Annotated in this window: 21 protein-coding genes and 2 pseudogenes; all 23 read left to right on the forward strand. The window is 40.7% G+C overall.

Features of this window, described 5'->3' with window-relative positions; all coding sequences use genetic code 11:
- Positions 1-37 precede the first annotated feature (37 nt).
- The 23 genes and pseudogenes from AKG34_RS23095 (at position 38) to AKG34_RS23200 (ending at position 21,055) form a co-directional block, all read left to right on the forward strand.
- Positions 38-2,266 carry a S8 family serine peptidase gene (locus tag AKG34_RS23095; RefSeq protein WP_083450947.1) on the forward strand — a complete coding sequence of 743 codons (2,229 nt, stop codon included), beginning with the start codon at positions 38-40 and terminating at the stop codon, positions 2,264-2,266.
- A 275-nt stretch (positions 2,267-2,541) separates the two neighbouring features.
- A pseudogene (locus AKG34_RS29070) lies at positions 2,542-2,732 on the forward strand (AtpZ/AtpI family protein).
- Between the two features lie 7 nt (positions 2,733-2,739).
- On the forward strand, positions 2,740-3,108 hold the full coding sequence (locus tag AKG34_RS23100) for an ATP synthase subunit I (RefSeq protein ID WP_053348482.1): 369 nt from the start codon (positions 2,740-2,742) through the stop codon (positions 3,106-3,108).
- 22 nt (positions 3,109-3,130) lie between these two features.
- Positions 3,131-3,826, forward strand: coding sequence for a F0F1 ATP synthase subunit A (atpB, locus tag AKG34_RS23105; protein ID WP_053348483.1), 696 nt, complete (start codon positions 3,131-3,133; stop codon positions 3,824-3,826).
- 62 nt (positions 3,827-3,888) lie between these two features.
- Entirely contained in the window at positions 3,889-4,113 is a 225-nt protein-coding gene (gene atpE / locus AKG34_RS23110; protein WP_048685857.1) for a F0F1 ATP synthase subunit C, read from the forward strand.
- A gap of 167 nt (positions 4,114-4,280) precedes the next feature.
- On the forward strand, positions 4,281-4,802 hold the full coding sequence (atpF, locus tag AKG34_RS23115) for a F0F1 ATP synthase subunit B (RefSeq protein WP_053348862.1): 522 nt from the start codon (positions 4,281-4,283) through the stop codon (positions 4,800-4,802).
- A complete protein-coding gene (locus AKG34_RS23120; protein WP_053348484.1) occupies positions 4,799-5,335 on the forward strand; it encodes a F0F1 ATP synthase subunit delta in 537 nt (178 codons plus the stop codon). The genes atpF and AKG34_RS23120 overlap by 4 nt, the downstream gene beginning before the upstream one ends.
- A gap of 24 nt (positions 5,336-5,359) precedes the next feature.
- Positions 5,360-6,868 carry a F0F1 ATP synthase subunit alpha gene (atpA, locus tag AKG34_RS23125; RefSeq protein ID WP_053348485.1) on the forward strand — a complete coding sequence of 503 codons (1,509 nt, stop codon included), beginning with the start codon at positions 5,360-5,362 and terminating at the stop codon, positions 6,866-6,868.
- 37 nt (positions 6,869-6,905) lie between these two features.
- A complete protein-coding gene (locus AKG34_RS23130) occupies positions 6,906-7,766 on the forward strand; it encodes a F0F1 ATP synthase subunit gamma (RefSeq protein ID WP_053348486.1) in 861 nt (286 codons plus the stop codon).
- Between the two features lie 87 nt (positions 7,767-7,853).
- Positions 7,854-9,251 carry a F0F1 ATP synthase subunit beta gene (atpD, locus tag AKG34_RS23135; RefSeq protein ID WP_053348487.1) on the forward strand — a complete coding sequence of 466 codons (1,398 nt, stop codon included), beginning with the start codon at positions 7,854-7,856 and terminating at the stop codon, positions 9,249-9,251.
- A gap of 25 nt (positions 9,252-9,276) precedes the next feature.
- Entirely contained in the window at positions 9,277-9,678 is a 402-nt protein-coding gene (locus AKG34_RS23140) for a F0F1 ATP synthase subunit epsilon (RefSeq protein ID WP_053348488.1), read from the forward strand.
- A gap of 407 nt (positions 9,679-10,085) precedes the next feature.
- Complete coding sequence (locus tag AKG34_RS23145) at positions 10,086-10,460, forward strand: NADH-quinone oxidoreductase subunit A (RefSeq protein ID WP_053348489.1); 375 nt, start codon at positions 10,086-10,088, stop codon at positions 10,458-10,460.
- Between the two features lie 26 nt (positions 10,461-10,486).
- Positions 10,487-10,963, forward strand: a complete 477-nt coding sequence (locus AKG34_RS23150; protein ID WP_176527554.1) for a NuoB/complex I 20 kDa subunit family protein — start codon at positions 10,487-10,489, stop codon at positions 10,961-10,963.
- A gap of 254 nt (positions 10,964-11,217) precedes the next feature.
- Positions 11,218-12,307 (forward strand): annotated as a pseudogene (locus AKG34_RS23155) (NADH-quinone oxidoreductase subunit C); the annotation flags it as partial.
- 4 nt (positions 12,308-12,311) lie between these two features.
- Complete coding sequence (locus AKG34_RS23160) at positions 12,312-13,412, forward strand: NADH-quinone oxidoreductase subunit D (RefSeq protein ID WP_053348492.1); 1,101 nt, start codon at positions 12,312-12,314, stop codon at positions 13,410-13,412.
- Positions 13,413-14,420 (forward strand): NADH-quinone oxidoreductase subunit NuoH, encoded by a 1,008-nt coding sequence (gene nuoH / locus AKG34_RS23165; protein WP_053348493.1) that lies wholly within the window; start codon positions 13,413-13,415, stop codon positions 14,418-14,420. It begins immediately after the preceding gene.
- A gap of 35 nt (positions 14,421-14,455) precedes the next feature.
- Positions 14,456-14,875 carry an NADH-quinone oxidoreductase subunit NuoI gene (gene nuoI, locus AKG34_RS23170; RefSeq protein WP_053348494.1) on the forward strand — a complete coding sequence of 140 codons (420 nt, stop codon included), beginning with the start codon at positions 14,456-14,458 and terminating at the stop codon, positions 14,873-14,875.
- Positions 14,872-15,396 (forward strand): NADH-quinone oxidoreductase subunit J, encoded by a 525-nt coding sequence (locus AKG34_RS23175; protein WP_053348495.1) that lies wholly within the window; start codon positions 14,872-14,874, stop codon positions 15,394-15,396. The genes nuoI and AKG34_RS23175 overlap by 4 nt, the downstream gene beginning before the upstream one ends.
- A complete protein-coding gene (gene nuoK / locus AKG34_RS23180) occupies positions 15,393-15,707 on the forward strand; it encodes an NADH-quinone oxidoreductase subunit NuoK (RefSeq protein ID WP_053348496.1) in 315 nt (104 codons plus the stop codon). The genes AKG34_RS23175 and nuoK overlap by 4 nt, the downstream gene beginning before the upstream one ends.
- 34 nt (positions 15,708-15,741) lie before the next feature.
- Positions 15,742-17,613, forward strand: a complete 1,872-nt coding sequence (gene nuoL / locus AKG34_RS23185) for an NADH-quinone oxidoreductase subunit L (RefSeq protein WP_053348497.1) — start codon at positions 15,742-15,744, stop codon at positions 17,611-17,613.
- On the forward strand, positions 17,610-19,133 hold the full coding sequence (locus tag AKG34_RS23190) for an NADH-quinone oxidoreductase subunit M (protein WP_053348498.1): 1,524 nt from the start codon (positions 17,610-17,612) through the stop codon (positions 19,131-19,133). The genes nuoL and AKG34_RS23190 overlap by 4 nt, the downstream gene beginning before the upstream one ends.
- Positions 19,134-19,136: 3 nt before the next feature.
- Positions 19,137-20,663 (forward strand): NADH-quinone oxidoreductase subunit NuoN, encoded by a 1,527-nt coding sequence (gene nuoN / locus AKG34_RS23195; RefSeq protein ID WP_053348499.1) that lies wholly within the window; start codon positions 19,137-19,139, stop codon positions 20,661-20,663.
- Between the two features lie 149 nt (positions 20,664-20,812).
- Entirely contained in the window at positions 20,813-21,055 is a 243-nt protein-coding gene (locus AKG34_RS23200; RefSeq protein WP_053348500.1) for a DUF1146 family protein, read from the forward strand.
- The last annotated feature ends 127 nt before the right edge of the window (positions 21,056-21,182 follow it).

The raw sequence follows: 21,182 nt of genomic DNA on the forward strand, positions 1-21,182 counted from the left end.
AGGTAGTTGAGAAAAGATAACTGCTAAGGGGATGATTATGTTGAGAAAGATATCTTTTATATTGTCTGTTTTCCTTTTAATATTTTTTTTCTCAAATGAAAAAGGATTAGCCTCTGTCATTCTGCCGCCATTACCAAAGTTATCTGAATCTAAGAAAGTAACGGTTGTAGTCACGATGGAAAGCCCGATTTCACAAGAAAAGATTAATAAGCTGCTTGAAAAGTATCCATCCCTTCATTTACGTAATATTTATACGGTTGCCCTTGATGGATTTTCTGTATATGGGAAAAAGAATGAAATTGAACAACTTAAGAAGGAGAGTGTGATTCAAGCTGTTACTGAAGTATCTATATATCATGCCTTGCTAGATGAAAGTGTCCCTTTCATTGGAGGAGACAGGGTGAGGAGTTTCTTTGATAAAAAGAATCACCGGATAACCGGGAAAGGAGTAAAAGTAGGGATTATCGATACAGGGATTGATTATACACATCCAGATTTGCAGCGTAATTATAAAGGAGGAAAAGATTTAGTTGATAGTGATGAAGACCCGATGGAAACGAAGAACATGGGAGGTTTAGATACAATACATGGAACCCATGTTGCGGGTATTATTGCAGCCAATGGAAAAATGGTGGGTGTCGCTCCAGAAGCAGAGATTTATGCATATCGGGCATTGGGTCCAGGAGGTGCAGGAGATACAGAGCAAGTCTTGACGGCTATTGAGTCAGCAATGAAAGATAAGGTAGATGTTTTAAACCTTTCTCTTGGGAACAATGTCAATGGACCTGATTTACCTATTTCGCTAGCCTTAAATAAAGCGGTGGAAAGCGGAATCGTTGCTGTCACATCAAACGGCAATTCTGGGCCGGCTGTTTGGACTGTGGGTTCGCCTGGGACAGCAGAAAAAGCGATTTCGGTAGGGGCGTCAACTCCTCCGTTGAAGGTTCCATATATGGTTTACGGACTTGGGTCAAAAAAGTATCAATCTTATTTGACTCTATTTCAAGGCTCAAAGAAGTGGAACTTAACTTTTTCGGAAGAAGTAATTTATGGAAATATCGGAAACGAAAATGAGCTAAAACATGTTAAAGATAAAATCGTGTTACTTGAGCGTGGTACACTTACCTTTCAGGAGAAAGTATCCAATGCTGAAAAGGCAGGAGCGAAAGCGGTAATTATATATAATAATACGAACGGAACCTTTACCGGTAGCTTAGAAAAAGAGATGAATATACCAGTTTCATCTATTAATAGAAGAGATGGATTACGACTTAAGAAATTTGTGGATCAAAAAAAACACGAAAAAGTTCATTTTGTATATAAGAAGGAGCAAGATAGACTGGCTGATTTTAGCTCGAGGGGACCGGTAACGGTATCTTGGGGGATTAAGCCAGACGTGTTAGCGCCTGGAGTTGAGATTGAAAGCACCATTCCTAAGGGATATATGTCCTTAGCTGGCACAAGTATGTCTGCCCCGCATGTTGCAGGTGCGTGCGCTTTAATTTTACAAAAGCATCCGGAGTGGACTCCTGAACAAGTAAAGTCAGCCTTGATGAGTACTTCTAAGCCATTAAGTAAAACGGCACGTCAACTGTATCATACATATGAACAGGGAGCTGGCCGCATCCAGGTTGCTGAAGCATTAAAAGCAGACACACTGCTGTATCCAAGTTCTTTGTCATTTGGAATGTATACAAAAAAAGAGGGAATTGAAGAGCATCATGAACCGATTGTCCTTGAAAATACAGGAAAGAAGATTAGGAGGTACTCTTTTCTTGTCCCATTAAAAGAGAAGGGACTCATTTGGGATTTGCCGAAATCGATTACTTTAAATCCAAGTGAAAAGAAAGCAATCGATGTGGGACTTCAAGTAAACCCGTCTGAACTCAAGAAGGGGGTTTATGATGGGTACCTAATTATAATGGAAGGAAGTAAAAAAATTTCGCTCCCTTATTTATACGTTAAAGAAGAACCGGATTATCCAAGAGTAATGGGGTTTGAATTCGGCCAAGGCGACCAGGCCGGCACATATCGATACGAGATGTATCTACCTCGAGGAGCTGAAGAATTCGGGATTGCTCTTTATGACGCAGACACCTTAAAATTTGCCGGATATATGGATTGGTCGAAACCAGCACCCTCAGGTTTGACCAAAAAAAATATATATAGAAAAGACTTGCCGCCTAAAGGTGTATATAAAGCAATAATATTTGCAAGAAGGAATGGAAGAGAAGATCGGATAGAAAAGACGTTACTTATTGAGTGAAGAAATGACAATAAGTAAAATAAAACGTATGTCAATAGTAATAAAAAGATAATTTGTGAACAATTCGTTAATAATTACAAACCTGTGACAAATTTCACTAACCACTCATTGACATTGATTCTTGCCTATTGTATGCTAACTAAGGATGTAAAATGAGAGGGTTTTCAGGAGCCCAACATGCAGATTTTTACAGCATGAAATGTTTTCTATCCTCCACCAAATTTCAACCGCGAGGATGCAACTTTCGTCAAATAAATTGCCGTCTATTAATGGCTATGACTTTGATGTCAGCGATTCTTTCTCAAATAGTCGGATCAGTTTTGATCGGTATCTTCTTTTTAGAAAGATGATTTGACAGAACCCTTGATTCGAACCGCTGCTATTAGTAATTGGCCTTCTTTGTGGACTTGCATTAGGTTTACAAGCAATGCTCCATTCAGTTCGAAAATATTTCTCAGGAGATTAAATGAAAAATGCCAGAAATGAAAATCATGTTCAACAGGCAGAGTAAATATATAATTTTTCTTCTGGCGGTTTATGTTGTTGGATGGGGACTTACGAGTTATCAAGCCGTTTTTGCTGGGCTTATACTGGGTACGAGTTTGAGTTTATACAATTTATGGCTGATTAATCAGAAAATGAAAAAATTCAGTCAGGCGCTTGATGAAGGAAAGAAAACTAAATCTCTTGGAACGATGACACGAATGGCATCCGCAGGTCTAGCGGTACTCCTTGCATTGGAATTTCCGGAGCATTTTCATCTGATTAGTGTTGTATGGGGATTAATGACAGCTTATATCGTCATTTTTATAGATTTTTTCATCCAATTAATACGTCGATAGCGGGGAAGAGAGGTGAATATAGTTGAATCATGAAGCACCCTTACACGATTTTATGGGTCTAACTTTTAACTTAAGTAATGTCCTAATGATAACAATTGCGAGTCTTGTTGTGTTCTTAATTGCAGTGATTGGTACACGTAAGTTAGCAATGAAGCCAACTGGCATGCAGAATTTCATGGAATGGATTATGGATTTTGTTAAGGGGATTATTAATAGTAACATGGACTGGAGAACAGGTGGTCAGTTTCAACTGCTTGGTATGACTTTGCTAATGTACATTTTTGTGTCCAATATGCTAGGTCTTCCGTTTGCAATTAGTTACGATGGAGTGCTTTGGTGGAAATCACCAACAGCCGACCCAGTTATCACATTGACTCTTGCAGTCATGGTTTTAGGTTTAACGCATTACTATGCTATAAAAATGAAAGGCGCCAAGGGTTACTTTAAAGCTTACAAAAACCCAATGACACTTGTAGAGGAATTTACAAACTCCTTGACACTTGGTCTGCGTCTATATGGTAACATTTATGCTGGTGAAGTTTTGCTAGGTTTATTAGCAGGGACGTTAGCATTTAGTGGACCTGCCGGATTTATTGGTGCAATTGTGCCTACATTAGTATGGCAAGGCTATAGTATTTTCGTCGGTAGTATCCAAGCGTTTATCTTTGTTACGTTAACAATGGTTTATCTGTCTCATAAAGTCAGTGACGACCATTAATTATAAGTTCATTTAGAACTAAAAAAATAAAATTTTGATACAATTTAAGGAGGATATTTATAATGACAGGTTCAGTAGGTCTTCTTGCAGCAGCAATTGCAATTGGTTTAGCAGCACTAGGTGCAGGTATTGGTAATGGTCTTATCGTTTCAAGAACAGTAGAAGGTATCGCTCGTCAACCAGAAGCTCGCGGTATGCTTCAAACAACAATGTTCATCGGTGTAGGTTTAGTTGAAGCGATGCCTATCATCGCGGTAGTAATTGCGTTTATGGTATATGGTGGTTAATAGAACCTTTAAAAAGTTCAAAAATGGCGAAGTTCGTTCCATGTGAACCTTCGCCTTTCCTTTATGTCCACAATCCTGTTTTTATACAGTTTAAGAGCATAGTTTTCTAAAAGTTCATATGAATGAACGCTTTAAGAAGTGAAACTCGTGAAGGGAGTGAACCAAGCGTGTTAACAAGCAGCTTTGTACTTGGGTCAACGTCTCATGGCTTTAATGGCGGAGACATGTTATTCCAATTAGTAATGTTTATCATTTTGTTAGCGTTGCTGAAGAAATTTGCATGGGGTCCTCTAATGGGCATCATGACTCAACGTGAAGAACATGTTGCAAATGAAATTCAAGCAGCGGAAGCTAGCAGACAAGAAGCACTTAAATATTTAGAAGAACAACGTGAAATCGTAAAACAATCTCGCACTGAAGCGGGACAACTTATAGAAAACGCAAAACTTCAAGGTGAAGCACAGCGTGAAGATATCGTGAATCAAGCACGTCTTGAAGCTGAACGTGTTAAAGAATCAGCGAAGCGTGAAATTGTACAGGAAAAAGAAAAAGCTATTACAGCATTACGCGAGCAAGTGGCATCTTTATCCGTACTTATTGCTTCTAAAGTAATTGAAAAAGAACTTTCTGAAGCTGATCAAGAGCAATTGATTAATGACTACATTCAAGAGGCAGGAGAAGGGAAATGAGCGATATAACAGTAGCAAAGCGTTATGCCGTTGCCCTTTTCCAAATTGCGAAAGAGCAAAATCTCATTAACCAACTTGAAGAAGAGCTTCGCATAGTGAATGAAGTTTTTACAAATGATAATGAGCTATTAAGCTTCTTAGCTCATCCTAAAATGACTAAAGATGCAAAAAGTGCTTTGATTGCAAATGCATTTGCAAGCCTTTCTTCTTCCGTTCAAAACACAGTAATGTTAATGGTAGAGCGTCATCGTACAGATGAAGTGACTGCTATGGCACAAGAGTTTATTGAACTTGCGAATGAAGAAAACTCAGTTGCGGATGCAACTGTCTATACAGTTCGTCCATTGACTGAATCAGAAATGGAAGCTGTGTCTTCATCTTTTGCTGCAAAAATCGGTAAAAGAAATTTACGCATTACTAATATTACGGATACCAATATTCTTGGCGGCATCAAACTTCAAATCGGTAACCGCATATATGACGGAACGATTAGCGGTAAGCTTGGTCGTCTTAGCAAACAACTATTAGGTTAATATTCACAGATAGGGGTGAAATTCATGAGCATCAAAGCTGAAGAAATCAGTGCGCTGATTAAAAAGCAGATTGAAAACTATCAGTCGGAAATTAAAGTAAGCGATGTAGGTACAGTTATCACTGTTGGTGATGGTATCGCACGCGTTCATGGTTTAGATAATGCAATGTCTGGGGAGCTCTTAGAATTTTCCAATGGTTCAATGGGTTTAGCACAAAACCTTGAGCAAAATAACGTAGGTGTTGTTATTCTTGGACCTTTCAGAGACATTCAAGAAGGCAGTGAAGTACGCCGTACAGGAAGAATCATGGAAGTACCAGTTGGAGAAGAATTAATCGGACGTGTTGTAAATCCGCTTGGACAGCCATTAGATGGTCTTGGCCCAATCGCTACAACAAAAACTCGTCCAATCGAAAGCCCTGCTACAGGTGTTATGGACCGTAAATCTGTTCATGAACCATTACAAACAGGGATTAAAGCTATCGATGCTCTAGTACCAATCGGACGTGGACAACGTGAATTAATCATTGGTGACCGTCAAACTGGTAAAACATCAGTTGCGATCGATACAATCCTTAACCAAGCTGACCAAAACATGATCTGTATTTATGTTGCTATTGGCCAAAAAGAATCAACAGTTCGTGGAACAGTTGAAACACTACGTAAAAATGGTGCATTAGATTACACAATCGTTGTATCTGCATCAGCTTCTCAACCAGCACCACTTTTATACCTAGCTCCATATGCTGGTGTGACTATGGGTGAAGAGTTTATGTTTGCTGGCAAGCACGTTTTAGTGGTTTATGATGATCTTTCTAAACAAGCATCAGCATACCGTGAACTTTCCTTGCTGCTTCGCCGTCCTCCAGGTCGTGAAGCTTTCCCTGGGGATGTATTCTACTTGCACTCCCGCTTACTTGAGCGTGCAGCTAAATTGAATGACACTTTAGGTGCTGGTTCAATCACTGCGCTTCCATTTGTTGAAACACAAGCAGGCGATATCTCTGCTTATATTCCAACAAACGTTATTTCCATCACAGATGGACAAATCTTCTTACAATCTGATTTGTTCTTCTCAGGTGTACGTCCTGCGATTAACGCTGGTCTTTCCGTATCCCGTGTTGGTGGATCTGCACAAATTAAAGCGATGAAAAAAGTTGCTGGTACATTACGTCTAGACTTAGCTTCTTATCGTGAATTGGAAGCATTCTCTCAATTCGGTTCTGATCTTGATGCTGCTACACAAGCAAAACTTAACCGTGGTGCTCGTACAGTTGAAGTTCTTAAGCAAGATCTAAACAAACCAATTAAAGTTGAAAAACAAGTCATGATTTTCTATGCATTAACTAAAGGTCATTTAGATGATATTCCAGTATCGGATATCCTTCGTTTTGAAGAAGAATACTATGTGTTCCTAGATCGTTCTCATCCAGAATTATTAGATCACATTCGCACAACTAAAGGTCTTCCTGAAGACGCTGCTATCGTTGCTGCAATTAACGAGTTCAAAAAGAATTTCGTTATTTCTGAATAATAAGGTCTAACTAATTTATAAAGGGTGGTGAGAATGAATGGCCTCTTTACGCGATATTAAGTCTCGGATTACTTCAACGAAAAAGACGAGTCAAATTACAAAAGCGATGCAGATGGTATCTGCTTCTAAAATGAACCGTGCAGAAGCGAATGCTAAAGCATATGTTCCATATATGGATAAAATTCAAGAAGTAGTATCAAGTATTGCGAACGGAAGTACGGATGCATCTCATCCAATGCTTGTCTCACGTCCAGTGAAGAAAACCGGTTACCTGGTAATCACATCGGACCGCGGATTGGCAGGAGCCTACAACAGTAGTATCCTTCGCCACGTTCATAAAACTATTCTTGAACGCCATAAATCCAATGATGAGTTCGTCATTATCGCAATCGGAAGGGTTGGCCGTGATTTCTTTGTCAGCCGTAATATGCACGTAGAGCTTGAAGTAATTGGGGTTCCTGATCAGCCGTCTTTTGCTGACATTAGCTCCCTTGCTAAATCTACAGTGAATTTGTATCTAAATGAACTGTGTGATGAGCTTTATATGTACTATAACCATTATGTCAGCCCAATCCAGCAGGATGTAACGGAAACGCAAGTCCTTCCTTTAGCTGACTTTAATACTTCCAATGCAACATTGACTTCTTATGAATTTGAACCGAATGCTGAAGAAATTCTTGAGGTATTACTACCTCAGTACGCAGAAAGTTTAATTTATGGTGCTTTGTTAGATGGTAAAGCAAGTGAGCACTCTGCACGTATGACTGCAATGAAAAATGCAACCGATAATGCGAAAGAATTGATCGATTCACTTTCATTGCAATATAACCGTGCACGTCAGGCCGCAATTACTCAAGAAATCACGGAAATTGTTGGCGGTGCAGCAGCTTTAGAATAAAATTATTAAAGGGACGGTCGGCCCGGACGATATGTTGGCCGTTCCATAAACTTGATAGTCGTTATAAGCACGTTAGGAGGGAAAACGATGAATATAGGACGCGTTACTCAAGTTATGGGTCCGGTTGTTGACGTGAAATTCGAAGACGGACAACTTCCTAAGATCTATAACGCGTTAAGAATCGAAAATACAGCGTCTGGTACAGGACTAACTCTTGAAGTAGCCCTTCAACTAGGTGATAATACAGTTCGTACTGTAGCAATGTCTTCCACGGATGGTTTAACTCGTGGTGCAGAGACTGTTGATACAGGAGCTCCAATTTCCGTTCCTGTAGGTGAAGTAACTCTAGGTCGCGTTTTCAACGTATTAGGGGAAAACATTGACCTATTTGAACCACTTACAGCTGAAGTACGTCGTGATCCAATTCACAGACAAGCACCAACTTTTGAGAACTTATCAACATCAGTTGAAATTCTTGAAACTGGTATTAAAGTAGTAGATTTACTTGCACCTTACATCAAAGGTGGTAAAATCGGTCTCTTTGGTGGTGCCGGTGTTGGTAAAACTGTACTTATCCAAGAACTTATTAATAACATCGCACAAGAGCACGGCGGTATTTCAGTATTCGCTGGTGTAGGTGAGCGTACTCGTGAAGGAAATGACCTTTTCTACGAGATGACTGATTCTGGTGTTATTAAGAAAACAGCGATGGTATTCGGACAAATGAACGAGCCACCAGGTGCACGTATGCGTGTAGCTTTAAGTGGTTTGACAATGGCTGAATATTTCCGTGACGAACAAGGACAAGACGTTCTTTTCTTCATCGATAACATCTTCCGTTTCACTCAAGCAGGTTCAGAGGTTTCTGCCCTTCTAGGCCGTATGCCTTCAGCGGTAGGTTACCAACCAACCCTTGCTACAGAAATGGGTCAATTACAAGAACGTATCACATCAACTAATAAAGGTTCTGTTACATCTATTCAAGCGATCTATGTACCTGCCGATGACTATACGGATCCGGCTCCAGCTACAACTTTCGCTCACTTAGATGCAACAACTAACCTTGAGCGTAAACTTTCTGAAATGGGTATCTACCCAGCAGTTGATCCATTGGCTTCTTCTTCTCGTGCTCTTAGCCCGGAAGTCGTTGGAGCTGAGCACTATAAAGTAGCTCGTCAAGTTCAATCAACTTTACAGAAATATAAAGAACTTCAAGATATTATTGCGATCTTGGGTATGGACGAGTTAAGCGAAGACGAAAAAGTAATCGTTGCCCGTGCTCGTAGAATTCAAAACTTCTTGTCACAAAACTTCCACGTGGCTGAACAATTTACTGGTCAAAAGGGATCTTATGTACCAGTTAAAGAAACAGTCCAAGGATTCAAAGATATCCTAGCTGGAAAATACGACGAACTTCCTGAAGATGCTTTCCGTCTAGTTGGTCGCATCGAAGAAGTTATTGCTAAAGCAAAAGAAATGGCTTAATTAAAGGGACCTAGGAGGGAATGAAATGAAGACCATTAAAGTCAATGTTGTTACTCCCGATGGCCCAGTATATGATGCAGAAGTTGAAATGGTAAGCACTAAAGCTAAAAGTGGTGAGCTGGGAATTATGGCTGGACACGTTCCAACTGTAGCTCCTCTTACCATCGGTGCTGTCCGTCTTAAAAATGGAAGCAACACAGACTATGTAGCTGTAAACGGTGGCTTCTTAGAAGTTCGCCCTGATGTGGTAACCATTTTAGCTCAATCTGCTGAAAGAGCTGAAACTATCGATCTTGCACGCGCTCAAGCAGCAAAAGCACGTGCGGAACAAAGATTGCAGAACAATGATGGATCAAATGATACCAAAAGAGCTGATTTATCGCTTAAACGTGCTATCAATCGGATTCAAATTGCAGAAATGCGATAATTTTATATAATCAAAACACCAGGACTTTCTATTTGCGGAGAGTCCTGGTGTTTTTTATTTTAGTCATGCAATCTAAACTGCCTTTAAAAGAGCTTATTATCATACAAACTCATAATTTCTGCATTTGAACGTCGAAATAAGAAAAAATCTGCTGAAATTTCATAAAAAATATCGAATTATAGTGTAAAGTATTTTCCATATTAACCCTTACTTCATCGACATACTAATTTCTGGATGATATAATGTATACGCTTACATTTATTACTTCTGGCCCCCTCTTTGTCACGTTACTTCTAAAAAATTGTAGCACTGCATAAATATTTAAAACAAGATTCCAATAAAAAAAGAAGACAAGCAAGTTAAAAATACACCTATTAAACATGATTTCTCTATAAAGGGAGATGGACATGGGACAGCTGCATATTTACCAAAATAACTATTTAATTGTATTTGTTTTTCTTAGTCTTGGCATTTTACTACCTTTAGTCGCATTATTTTTTGGAAGACTGCTTAGACCGTACAAACCGAATGATATGAAATACACGACTTATGAAAGTGGGATCGAGCCTTTTCAGGATTCAAGAGTTCAGTTCAATGTCAGGTATTATTTATTTGGCTTGATGTTCGTCATTTTTGATGTAGAAACTGTTTTCCTTTACCCATGGGCAGTAGCTTACGACGAGCTGGGGCTGTTTGCGCTAATTGAAATGTTATTTTTTGTCCTTATCCTTTTATTAGGACTAATCTACGCTTGGAAAAAGAAGGTGTTAAAGTGGAATTAAAATTAGACGACCTTACTCCTGCAGAAATGGAAGAATTGCGTCACAGTATTTTTTTATCCACACTTGAACAAGTAAAGGCCTGGGCAAGAAGTAATTCCCTATGGCCAATGACTTTTGGTTTAGCATGCTGTGCGATTGAAATGATGGGAGTGGGTTCCTCTCATTATGATTTGGACCGTTTTGGCTCTTTTTTCCGAACATCACCTAGACAATCGGATGTCATGATTGTTTCTGGCACTGTAACGAAAAAAATGGCTCCGATAATAAGGAGATTGTACGACCAAATGCCAGAGCCGAAATGGGTTATTGCTATGGGGTCTTGTGCAACTGCAGGAGGACCATATGTACGATCATATTCGGTTGTCAAAGGGGTAGATCAAATAGTACCTGTTGATGTTTATATCCCTGGGTGCCCCCCAAACCCGGCAGCACTTATTTATGGTATTAATAAATTAAAAGAAAAAATCCGTTACGAAGCGAAAACTGGAAAGCGGGTGATATAGATGAGTGAAGAGCAGGATTTAGCGCAACAAAAGAAAGAGGCAGCTGCAAAGGCAAAAGCCGCCGCCTTAGCCCGAAGACAGTCAAAAGAAAGTGTTACAGAAGAACGGGAAGGAAATATGAATGTAGCGAAACAAAAAGCCGCCGCAGCTGCAAAGGCAAAAGCCGCCGCTCTCGCCCGAAAACAATCAAAAGAAAGTGGAATAGAAGAATCGGAAGGAAATATGGATGTAGCGAAACAAAAAGCCGCGCCGCNAAAGAAAGAGGCAGCTGCAAAGGCAAAAGCCGCCGCCTTAGCCCGAAGACAGTCAAAAGAAAGTGTTACAGAAGAACCGGAAGGAAATATGAATGTAGCGAAACAAAAAGCCGCCGCAGCTGCAAAGGCAAAAGCAGTTGCTTTAGCCCGAAGGCAGTCAAAAGAAAGTGTTACAGGAGAACCGGAAGGAAATATGGATGTAGCGAAACAAAAAGCCGCCGCAGCTGCAAAGGCAAAAGCCGCCGCTCTCGCCCGAAAACAATCAAAAGAAAGTGGAATAGAAGAATCGGAAGGAAATATGGATGTAGCGAAACAAAAAGCCGCCGCAGCTGCAAAGGCAAAAGCCGCTGCTCTCGCCCGAAAACAATTAAAAGAAAGTGGAATAGAAGAATCAGAAGGAAATATGGATGCAGCGAAACAAAAAGCCGCCGCAGCTGCAAAGGCAAAAGCCGCTGCTCTCGCCAAAAAAAAGGAATTAGTGGGCAAAGAAGAGCATCCTGAAAAAGCAAAGGCTAAGGCCATTGCTGCTGCAAAAGCGAAAGCCGCCGCTGCTGCAAAGACCAGGGCTAGAGTAGAGGAGAGTACAGAAGTTCACACCCCAGATGAACCTTCACCAAACCAATCAATACTCGATCAAATTGTTCAGGCTATTGAAAGGAATTTGGGACAAGGTGCTCTAACAGATTACTATATTAATAATCTATCAAAAGATGTCCCCACATTAGTTGCTAAACCAGATACATATTTTCAAATAGCTAAAATTTTACGGTATGATGAACAGTTGAACTTTCACTATTTATCAGAACTGCATGGAACAGATTTTGAAACTCATATGGAAATCTATGTTCACCTATATTCATTTAATACGAATCATTCGGCTGCCTTGAAAGTGAAGCTGGATAGGGATTCTCCAGTTGTTCCTTCATTAGTCCCTTTATGGTCGGGGGCAAATTGGCCGGAATGTGAAGCCTACGATTTACTCGGTATCCTCTTTCAGGGACACCCTGATTTAAAGCGGATTTTACTTGGTGAGGATTGGGTCGGGTATCCTCTTCGAAAAGATTATCAGCCTTATGATGTGGAGGTGTAACCCAATGTTACGAACGGAAGAAATGCTTCTCAATGTAGGGCCACAGCATCCGAGTACACATGGTGTTTTTCGGCTTGTCATCAAAATCGATGGTGAAATAATAAAAGAGGCTACACCTGTCATAGGGTATCTACATCGCGGTACGGAAAAATTAGCGGAAGATCTACAATATACTCAGATTATTCCCTATACCGACCGACTGGATTATCTGGCCGCAATGACAAATAATTATGTGCTTTGTCATGCCGTTGAAACAATGATGGGGGTTGAAATCCCCGACAGGGCAGAGTATTTGCGGGTAATCGCAATGGAGTTAGGCAGAGTTGCGAGTCACCTTGTTTGGTGGGGAACTTATTTGCTTGATATTGGAGCGACGAGCCCCTTTTTATATGCTTTTCGTGAACGTGAAATGATCGTTAACTTATTGACTGAATTGTCAGGTGCACGACTTACATTTAATTATATGCGGGTCGGAGGTGTGAAATGGGATGCTCCTGAAGACTGGATTGAAAAGGTGGCAGAGTTTGTTCCTTATATGAGGGAGCAGCTAGCTGGTTACCATGAGCTGGTAACAGGGAATGAAATCTTTGTGAACCGAGTTAAGGGAGTGGGCACCTATTCGAAGGAAGAAGCGCTTCAGTACTCACTAAGCGGTGCAAACTTAAGGTGTACAGGTGTAAAATGGGATTTAAGAAAAAATGAACCATATTCTATTTATAACAGGTTTCAATTTAATATTCCTACCCGAGAAGAAGGCGATGCTTTTTCACGCTATCACTGCAGGATGGAGGAAATTGAAGAATCATTGAAAATCCTTGAGCAGGCGGTTGAGCAGTTTCCAACGGCAGGACCAATCATTGCTAAGGTCCCGAAAATAATAAAAGTGCCAAAAGGCGAGGCCTTTGTCCGAATTGAATCACCAAGAGGGGAAATCGGCTGTTATATCGCAAGTGAGGGAAAAAAGGAGCCGTACCGGTTAAAATTCCGCCGACCTTCATTTTATAATCTGCAAATTCTTCCAAAGTTACTGGAAGGGGAAAATATGGCGAACTTGATAACGATCCTAGGTGCCATCGATATTGTATTAGGGGAGGTGGATGGATAAATGATCCAGGATTTGCTTCAATCCACGCCAAGTCTACTGAATTTTGGCATCTTTTTTGGCTTGGCTGTGCTGCTCCTATTTGTTGTTTTAGGGTTTGTCACCTATGGTATTCTTTCTGAACGAAAAATCATGGGGTTCATGCAGTTGCGGGTGGGGCCAAATCAGATTGGTGGTAAATGGGGGCTTTTGCAGACCGTTGCCGATGTTTTGAAGCTTTTAATCAAGGAAGATACAATCCCAAAAAAAGCCGATAAGCCGCTTTATATATTGGCACCGGTAATCGCCTTTGCTCCAGCTTTCATGGTCCTTGCTACATTGCCATTTACCGATGCATTTCAATTTGCCGATATAGGTGTCGGACTATTGTATTATATGGCGGTTTCCGGTATTACGACGATTGGTATCGTCACGGCAGGCTGGGCATCCAACAATAAATACTCTTTGATTGGCGGAATGCGGGCGGCAGCGCAAATGATATCGTATGAAATTCCGCTCGTGATGTCGTTAGTGGGGATAGTCCTGTTAACAGGGAGCTTAAACTTAAATGATATAGTCGCTGCACAGGAGAAGGTTTGGTTCATTTTTCTTCAACCAATTGCGTTTATAGTTTTTTTTATTGCATCGGTAGCTGAGTTGAACAGGGTCCCTTTTGATCTTCCGGAAGCGGAATCTGAACTCGTTTCGGGTTATCATGTTGAATACTCTGGATTTCGCTGGGCATTCTTTATGTTGTCAGAATATGTGTATATGTTTGCAATGGCTACGTTAACCACTGTATTATTTTTAGGGGGATGGAATTCTATACCGTTTCTGGATTTTATTCCGGCGGCTGTCTGGTTTGGACTGAAGTTTAGTGCTGTGTTTTATGTATTGGTTTGGATTCGTGTAACCTTTCCGCGTATAAGGGCCGATCAATTGATGGAGTTCGGCTGGAAAGTACTGCTGCCGATTGCGTTAGCTAATATATTTTTAACTGCACTTTTAAAAGAATTATTTAAACTTTTTTAAAAAACTTTAAGCTAATCAGAAAGCGAGGGATTAATATGCTTGGCTTAGCAAAAGGTTTAACCTATACGTTGAAGAACTTGACACGGAAAAAAGTGACCTACGACTACCCAAATGAGCCGCTGCCGCTCCCTGATCGATTCCGTGGAATACAAAAATTCTATCCTGAGAAGTGCATTGTATGCAATCAATGCGTGACGATTTGTCCAACAGACTGTATACAATTAACAGGGAAAAAGCATCCGGACCAAACAAAAAAAGGTAAAATCATCGATACGTATGACATCAATTTTGAGATATGTATTTTGTGTGATCTATGTACGGAGGTTTGTCCTACTGAAGCGATAGTGATGACGAATCAATTTGAACTGGCGGAATACAGCCGTGAACAGTTATTTAAAAATCTGGAGTGGCTGGATGAAAATGATGAAAATATCCGGAAGGTGAATAAAGTATGAGTTTGTCCGGTGAATTAATTGCATTTTTGGGTTTGGCACTCGTCGCCATATTAGGCGGTGTGCTGCTAATTACGTTAACAAAAGTGGTACACATGGTAATTGCCCTTGTCTTTACATTTCTAAGCATTGCAGGCATTTATATGCTGCTCTCGGCAGAATTTGTGGCAGTCGTACAAATCTTAATCTATTCTGGGGCAATTACGATCGTGATGTTGTTTGGAATTATGCTGACTAAACATCAAGAACGCGAAGAACCGTCAAAAGGGAGGTGGGGAAAATTCTCTTTGCTGCTAGCGGTTGCTGGATTTGCTGTGGCAGTTTATCTGGGTATTTACAATCTGCATATACCTGTTCAGCCAACGACCTTGCATGAGGAAAATACGAAACAAATTGGCATTGAGCTGTTTTCCAAATATGTGATTCCGTTTGAAGTGATGTCTGTTCTCCTGCTTGTTGCTTTAGTAGGTGCCATTGTGTTAGCAAAAAAAGACGATAAGGATGAGGAGGGAGATCAATTATGACAGGAGTTCCCTTGTCGGCTTATCTGGTATTGGCACTAGTTTTATTTTGTATTGGACTGTATGGCGCATTGGTAAAAAGAAATGTGGTCATTGTTTTGATTTCCATTGAGCTGATGCTGAACGCTGCGAATATCAATTTGGTTGCTTTCAGTAAATTTGGAGTAACGCCATCCATTACTGGTCAAGTGTTTTCATTATTTACAATTACAATTGCTGCAGCCGAGGCAGCTGTTGGGCTGGCCATATTAATGGCCCTTTATCGTAATCGTAAGACGGTCAATGTTGATGAAATGGATTCAATGAAGCATTGAAGGTTTATATAAATGAAGAAGGGGATTTGATACGATGATGGAGAATGCTTGGCTCATACCGATCTTCCCACTCGTCACGTTTCTGGTTCTGCTTCTATCAGGCAGGAGATGGCGAGAACAAGGAGCCTATATAGGAATATTATTAACGCTAGCTTCGTTTATTTTATCGCTGCTTGTCTTGATAGAACGGTTTAAAGAACCTACTTATAAAGTAACGATAGATTGGCTTTCCATCGGTGGGACGCAACTTACGGCAGGATTTGAAATCAATCAGCTTAATGCCTTGATGCTCGTGATTGTTTCACTTGTTAGCCTGCTTGTCCAGATTTACTCGAAGGGGTACATGTACGGTGAAGAGCGATTCTCCATTTTCTATGCATACCTTGGTTTCTTCACCTTTGCAATGCTTGGGCTTGTCATGGCACCCAATTTATTGCAACTCTATTTCTTCTGGGAATTGGTCGGGGTTGGATCCTTCCTATTGATTGGGTTTTACTTTTATAAACAGGAAGCAAAGAAGGCTGCGAAGAAGGCCTTTATTATGACCAGAATAGGTGATGTAGGGCTTTTAATTGGCGTTATTCTACTATTCTGGGAAACTGGTAGCTTTGAATATGGAGAGATCTTTCAAGCTGTTCAAGCTGGCGAGATTTCAGTTGGAAGGTTGACGTTGATTGCTGTTCTGATTTTTATCGGTGCGGTTGGGAAATCGGGACAGTTTCCTCTTCACACTTGGCTTCCTGATGCAATGGAAGGTCCGACTCCTGTATCTGCACTGATTCACGCAGCAACTATGGTTGCAGCAGGAGTTTACTTGGTAGCCACTATGTTTCCGTTGTTTCTGGCAAGCGTTACAGCAATGCACGTCGTAGCAGTAACGGGTGGATTTACAGCCATCTTTGCCGCAAGCATTGCTCTTGTGCAAAAGGATGTTAAGCGTGTGCTAGCCTATTCGACGATCTCCCAACTTGGCTTTATGATGCTAGCTTTAGGTACGGCTGGATATGTGGCAGGGGTGTTTCATTTAATGACTCATGCTTTTTTTAAAGCATTGCTGTTTTTAGCAGCAGGAAGTGTAATTCATGCTATACATACACAGAACATAGAAAAAATGGGTGGGTTATGGAAAAGGTTGAATTGGACAGGACCGCTTTTCTTGATTGGAACTTTGGCTATATCGGGGTTTCCCTTGCTGTCGGGGTTTTTCAGTAAAGATGAAATTCTTATGTCAGCCTGGGAGCATGGGGATTATCTCCTATTTACACTTGCAGTGATTACATCTTTTTTAACCGCATTTTATATGTTCCGCCTGTTTTTCATGATATTTGCAGGAGAATCACGAAGTTCAGTTAATCAGGTTAAGGAATCACCTTCAATCATGTTACTTCCTATGTTTGTTTTGGCGTTGCTTGCTGTGATTAGTGGATATATTCAAACCCCATGGTTCGGAACATTCCTGGGTGATTGGCTAGTCGAAGGAAATGAAAAGCTGCTTGGCGCTAGCCATAATGAGGGACCTGTGTGGATTATGTTTATGGCCGTGTTTGTATCGCTTGCTGGCATATTACTTGCTTATATGATGTACGCTAAAAAGAAGATACCCCGGGACTGGCTCTTCAAAGAGAACTCCAAATTATATAAAGTTATAGATAATAAGTATTTTATTGATGAGATTTACTTTTTTACTGTAGGCTATGCAATTAAGGGCTTTAGTTTATTTCTTTCTTATATTGAAAAGTTCATTGTCGGGGGATTGATCTCAACAGTGACAAGTTCAATAGAGGGGCTAGGGAAAATAGGGTCTAAACTGCAAACAGGACAGGTGCAGCAGTATGGCATGATCGCCTTTCTTGGGCTCGCGGTACTATTGGTCATCTTTGCGTTGACAGGGGGGTATTTAAGATGAATGTCTATTTGCTCTCACTATTAGTGTTTTCTCCGCTACTTGGCATTGTAATGGTTGCCATTATGCCGAAAAAAGAGGAAAGAACGATCAAGCAATTCGGCTTTTTTGGAACACTGCCTCCCCTTATTCTCTCGTTATTTCTATTTAGTCAATATTATTCGGGTGTGGCACTCTCTTCCTTTGATACCAAGATTAATTGGATCCGATTTGGAAATTTGGCGATGTATGACCCTAAATTGTTTACCGTTAATTTTGAATTGGGTCTGGATGGGTTAAGTCTCATCTTTATATTACTGACAACAATCGTTTCGTCGCTAGCAGCGATGGCCTCCATTTATATAAAACAAGAGTGGAAAGGGTATTACCTTTTATTTCTAATTTTAGAGATTGGTATGCTCGGTGTCTTTACAGCAGAAAACTTAATTCTTTTTTTCATCTTTTTTGAAATGACGTTGATTCCGACATTCTTTTTAATTGGGAGATGGGGATTTTTAGAGAAGGAGAAAGCATCTTATAGTTTCCTAATTTATAATGGCATTGGTTCGGCGGTTCTATTGGTGGCTATTTTGATTTTGTTTGCTCGGACAGGAACGACGAATATTGAGGCTTTGTCTCAGATGATGACGATGGGCGGCGTCTCGCTCTTTGCACCAATTTCCGGTTCGATGAAGTATGGATTATGTTTGGCCTTCATCATAGCTTTTGCGATTAAGCTGCCCGTATTTCCCTTCCACAGCTGGATGGTGCGGGTTCATGCCGAGGCACCGCCCTCCATTGTTATGATTCATGCAGGTGTCCTTTTGAAAATAGGGGCATACGGAATCATCCGGTTTGGAATGGGGATTTTCCCGGAACAATATAAAAGCCTGGCTTTTATCGTTGTACTTTTTGGAGTCCTAAGCTTGTTGTATGGTGCATTTTTAGCGTTATTGCAAACGGATTTCAAGCTCGTTTTAGCATATTCCTCGGTTTCCCATATGGGAATCGTTATGATGGGGCTGGGTGCCTTGAACGAATCGGGTATTCAGGGAGCCATCTTTCAAGTTATCTCACATGGATTAATTGCTGCTTTGTTGTTTTTCTTGGTTGGCGTGTTGTATGAGCGGACGGGCACAACCATGCTTACTAAACTTGGCGGCTTGACAAAGTCGATGCCAATATTTTCTGGACTTTTGTTAGCTGGCGGGATGGCTTCCCTCGGTTTGCCTGGGATGTCTGGCTTTATCAGTGAATTTATGGTATTTCTCGGCTTATTCAAGAGTCAGCCATTGTTTGCGGCAATCGGAGCTCTGGGACTTGTTTTAACGGCTGTCTATATGCTGAGAGCGGTCCTGATGATAACGTTTGGTAAAAGTAATAGCTTGGTAGAGAAAGAGAAACATGACCTTAAGGGGCTGGAGTTTGTGCCAACTGTGGTACTTCTCGGGTTGATTATATCGGTTGGGGTGTACCCAAATCTATTAGGCGGGCCTCTTCAAGAAACGATTGATGCCATGATGCTAGCGCTAGGGGGGCGATGAAGGATGGATTGGAACACAATGCTTTCTTACAATTGGGGAGCGATGATGCCAGAATTCATCATCCTTGGAACGGCCATGATTCTTTCGATATTGGATTTATTCTGGCCAAAGCATTTTAATCGAAGGAAACTTGCATGGCTCGCGTTAACCGGAATTATTCTGGCATTTTTGTCACTGATTAGCTTATTTTCCTTTGAGACTGTAAGCATCTTATCCGATACATTTCGTTTAGATTCATTTGCAAAAGCATTTAAGCTAATCTTATTATTCGGAGCGGGTCTTGTCATCCTCCTTGCTGAAAGCTACGAGCCCCAAGAGGGATTGCAGGAGCATCGCGGGGAATTTTATTATCTGTTCCTGACCGCATTGCTTGGGGCGATGATCATGACCTCAAGCGGTGATATGATAACCTTGTTTGTTGGGCTAGAACTACTTTCACTTTCTTCTTATATATTAGTAGGAATACGTAAACATAATAGAAAGTCTAATGAAGCGTCTATGAAATATGTGATTAACGGCGGTATTTCTACGGCAATCACTTTGTTCGGAATGAGCTATTTATATGGAGTGACCGGTTCGGTAAATCTAGGGGAGATGAGCCGGACGATGGCCGCTATGACGGATGGCCAGCTGCAATACATTATGGGTCTCGCTTTCTTCATGGTTTTTGTTGGTTTATCCTTTAAGATTGCTGCTGCTCCGTTTCATATGTGGGCGCCGGATGTCTATGAGGGAGCACCTACTCCTGTGGTTGCCTTTTTAAGTGTCATCTCGAAAACTGCAGGATTCGTCATCATCCTGCGTATCTTCCTTTCACTGTTTCTAACCGCTCCCGGTGATACATTCGGAGCACTCGACTTTTTGGAAAAAAATAATATCTATATAGCTTTTGTGGCAGGTCTGACAATCATTATTGGAAATGTAATTGCATTAAGACAACAAAACTTAAAACGGTTATTTGCCTTTTCTAGTATCGCCCATGCCGGTTACCTCCTTGTAGCGGTAGCGACAATGGGCGGTGGCTACTTCTTAATGGATACTGTCTGGTTTTACTTACTGGCATATTTACTAATGAATATCGGCGTATTTGCGGTCATTCAACTGCTTTCCAGTCAAAGTGGCTCAGAGGACATAAGTATTCTGGCAGGGCTTGGGGGGAGATCTCCATACCTTGCCATAGCATTTACTGTCTTTATCCTCTCGTTAGCTGGAATTCCTGGAACGACAGGGTTCATCGGCAAACTGAATATTTTTCTTGGAACATTCATTACTGAACCTGGACATTATGTCCTTGCAGGGATCATGATTGCAGGTACAATTGTGTCCTATGTGTATTATTTTGGATTATTGGTTCAAGTCTTTTTCCGCCCCATTCATTCAGACAAGGTAATTAAAATTCGATCCGGTCTGTCCACCGTTATAATTATTTGCCTAGTAGGTACCATCCTTTTCGGGATAGTTCCTAATCTAGCCTTGGATTTTCTCCATAATCAATTTGGGGATTTTACAGACTTTATTTCGAGTGAATGATATAATGCCTGTATCAGAGGCTTGTTCCATTGGATCAAGCCTCTATTTACAGTTTCAAAAAGATATTTTGCAATTCTTCCTTTTATATTCCAAATTCGAAGGGGTTTTGTGTTAGAATAGAAGACGGGTGTCTTTTAGGAGGTATGTACATGTTTTCAACAATGGGACAGCAGGCTTTAACAGGAATAATTGCACACTTGTTTTTCATTGCAGTTACCTGGTGGGCTTTACAGGCATTACACTTTGATAAAATTTTAAGATCCAATTCAGTCATCAAGGCCAGGGTTTTATATATTTTATTAACGGTTGCCATCGGTTCAGTTGTTAGTAATTTCTTCCTTGACTACCTGGGATTTGCGAACCAACTCCCATATATGTTTAGTGATGATTAATAAGCTGTAAGACTCTGCTTATAGCAAAATATGATTCTACTCTTGTATTCGCCATACTTCCCCTGCTATTAATAATATCAGGTAGTGAGGTGTCACCAATTGTCGGAAAACACGAAGTATGAACTCT

The organism is Peribacillus butanolivorans (genome assembly GCF_001273755.1).
GTDB classification, from domain to species: Bacteria; Bacillota; Bacilli; order Bacillales; family DSM-1321; genus Peribacillus; species Peribacillus butanolivorans.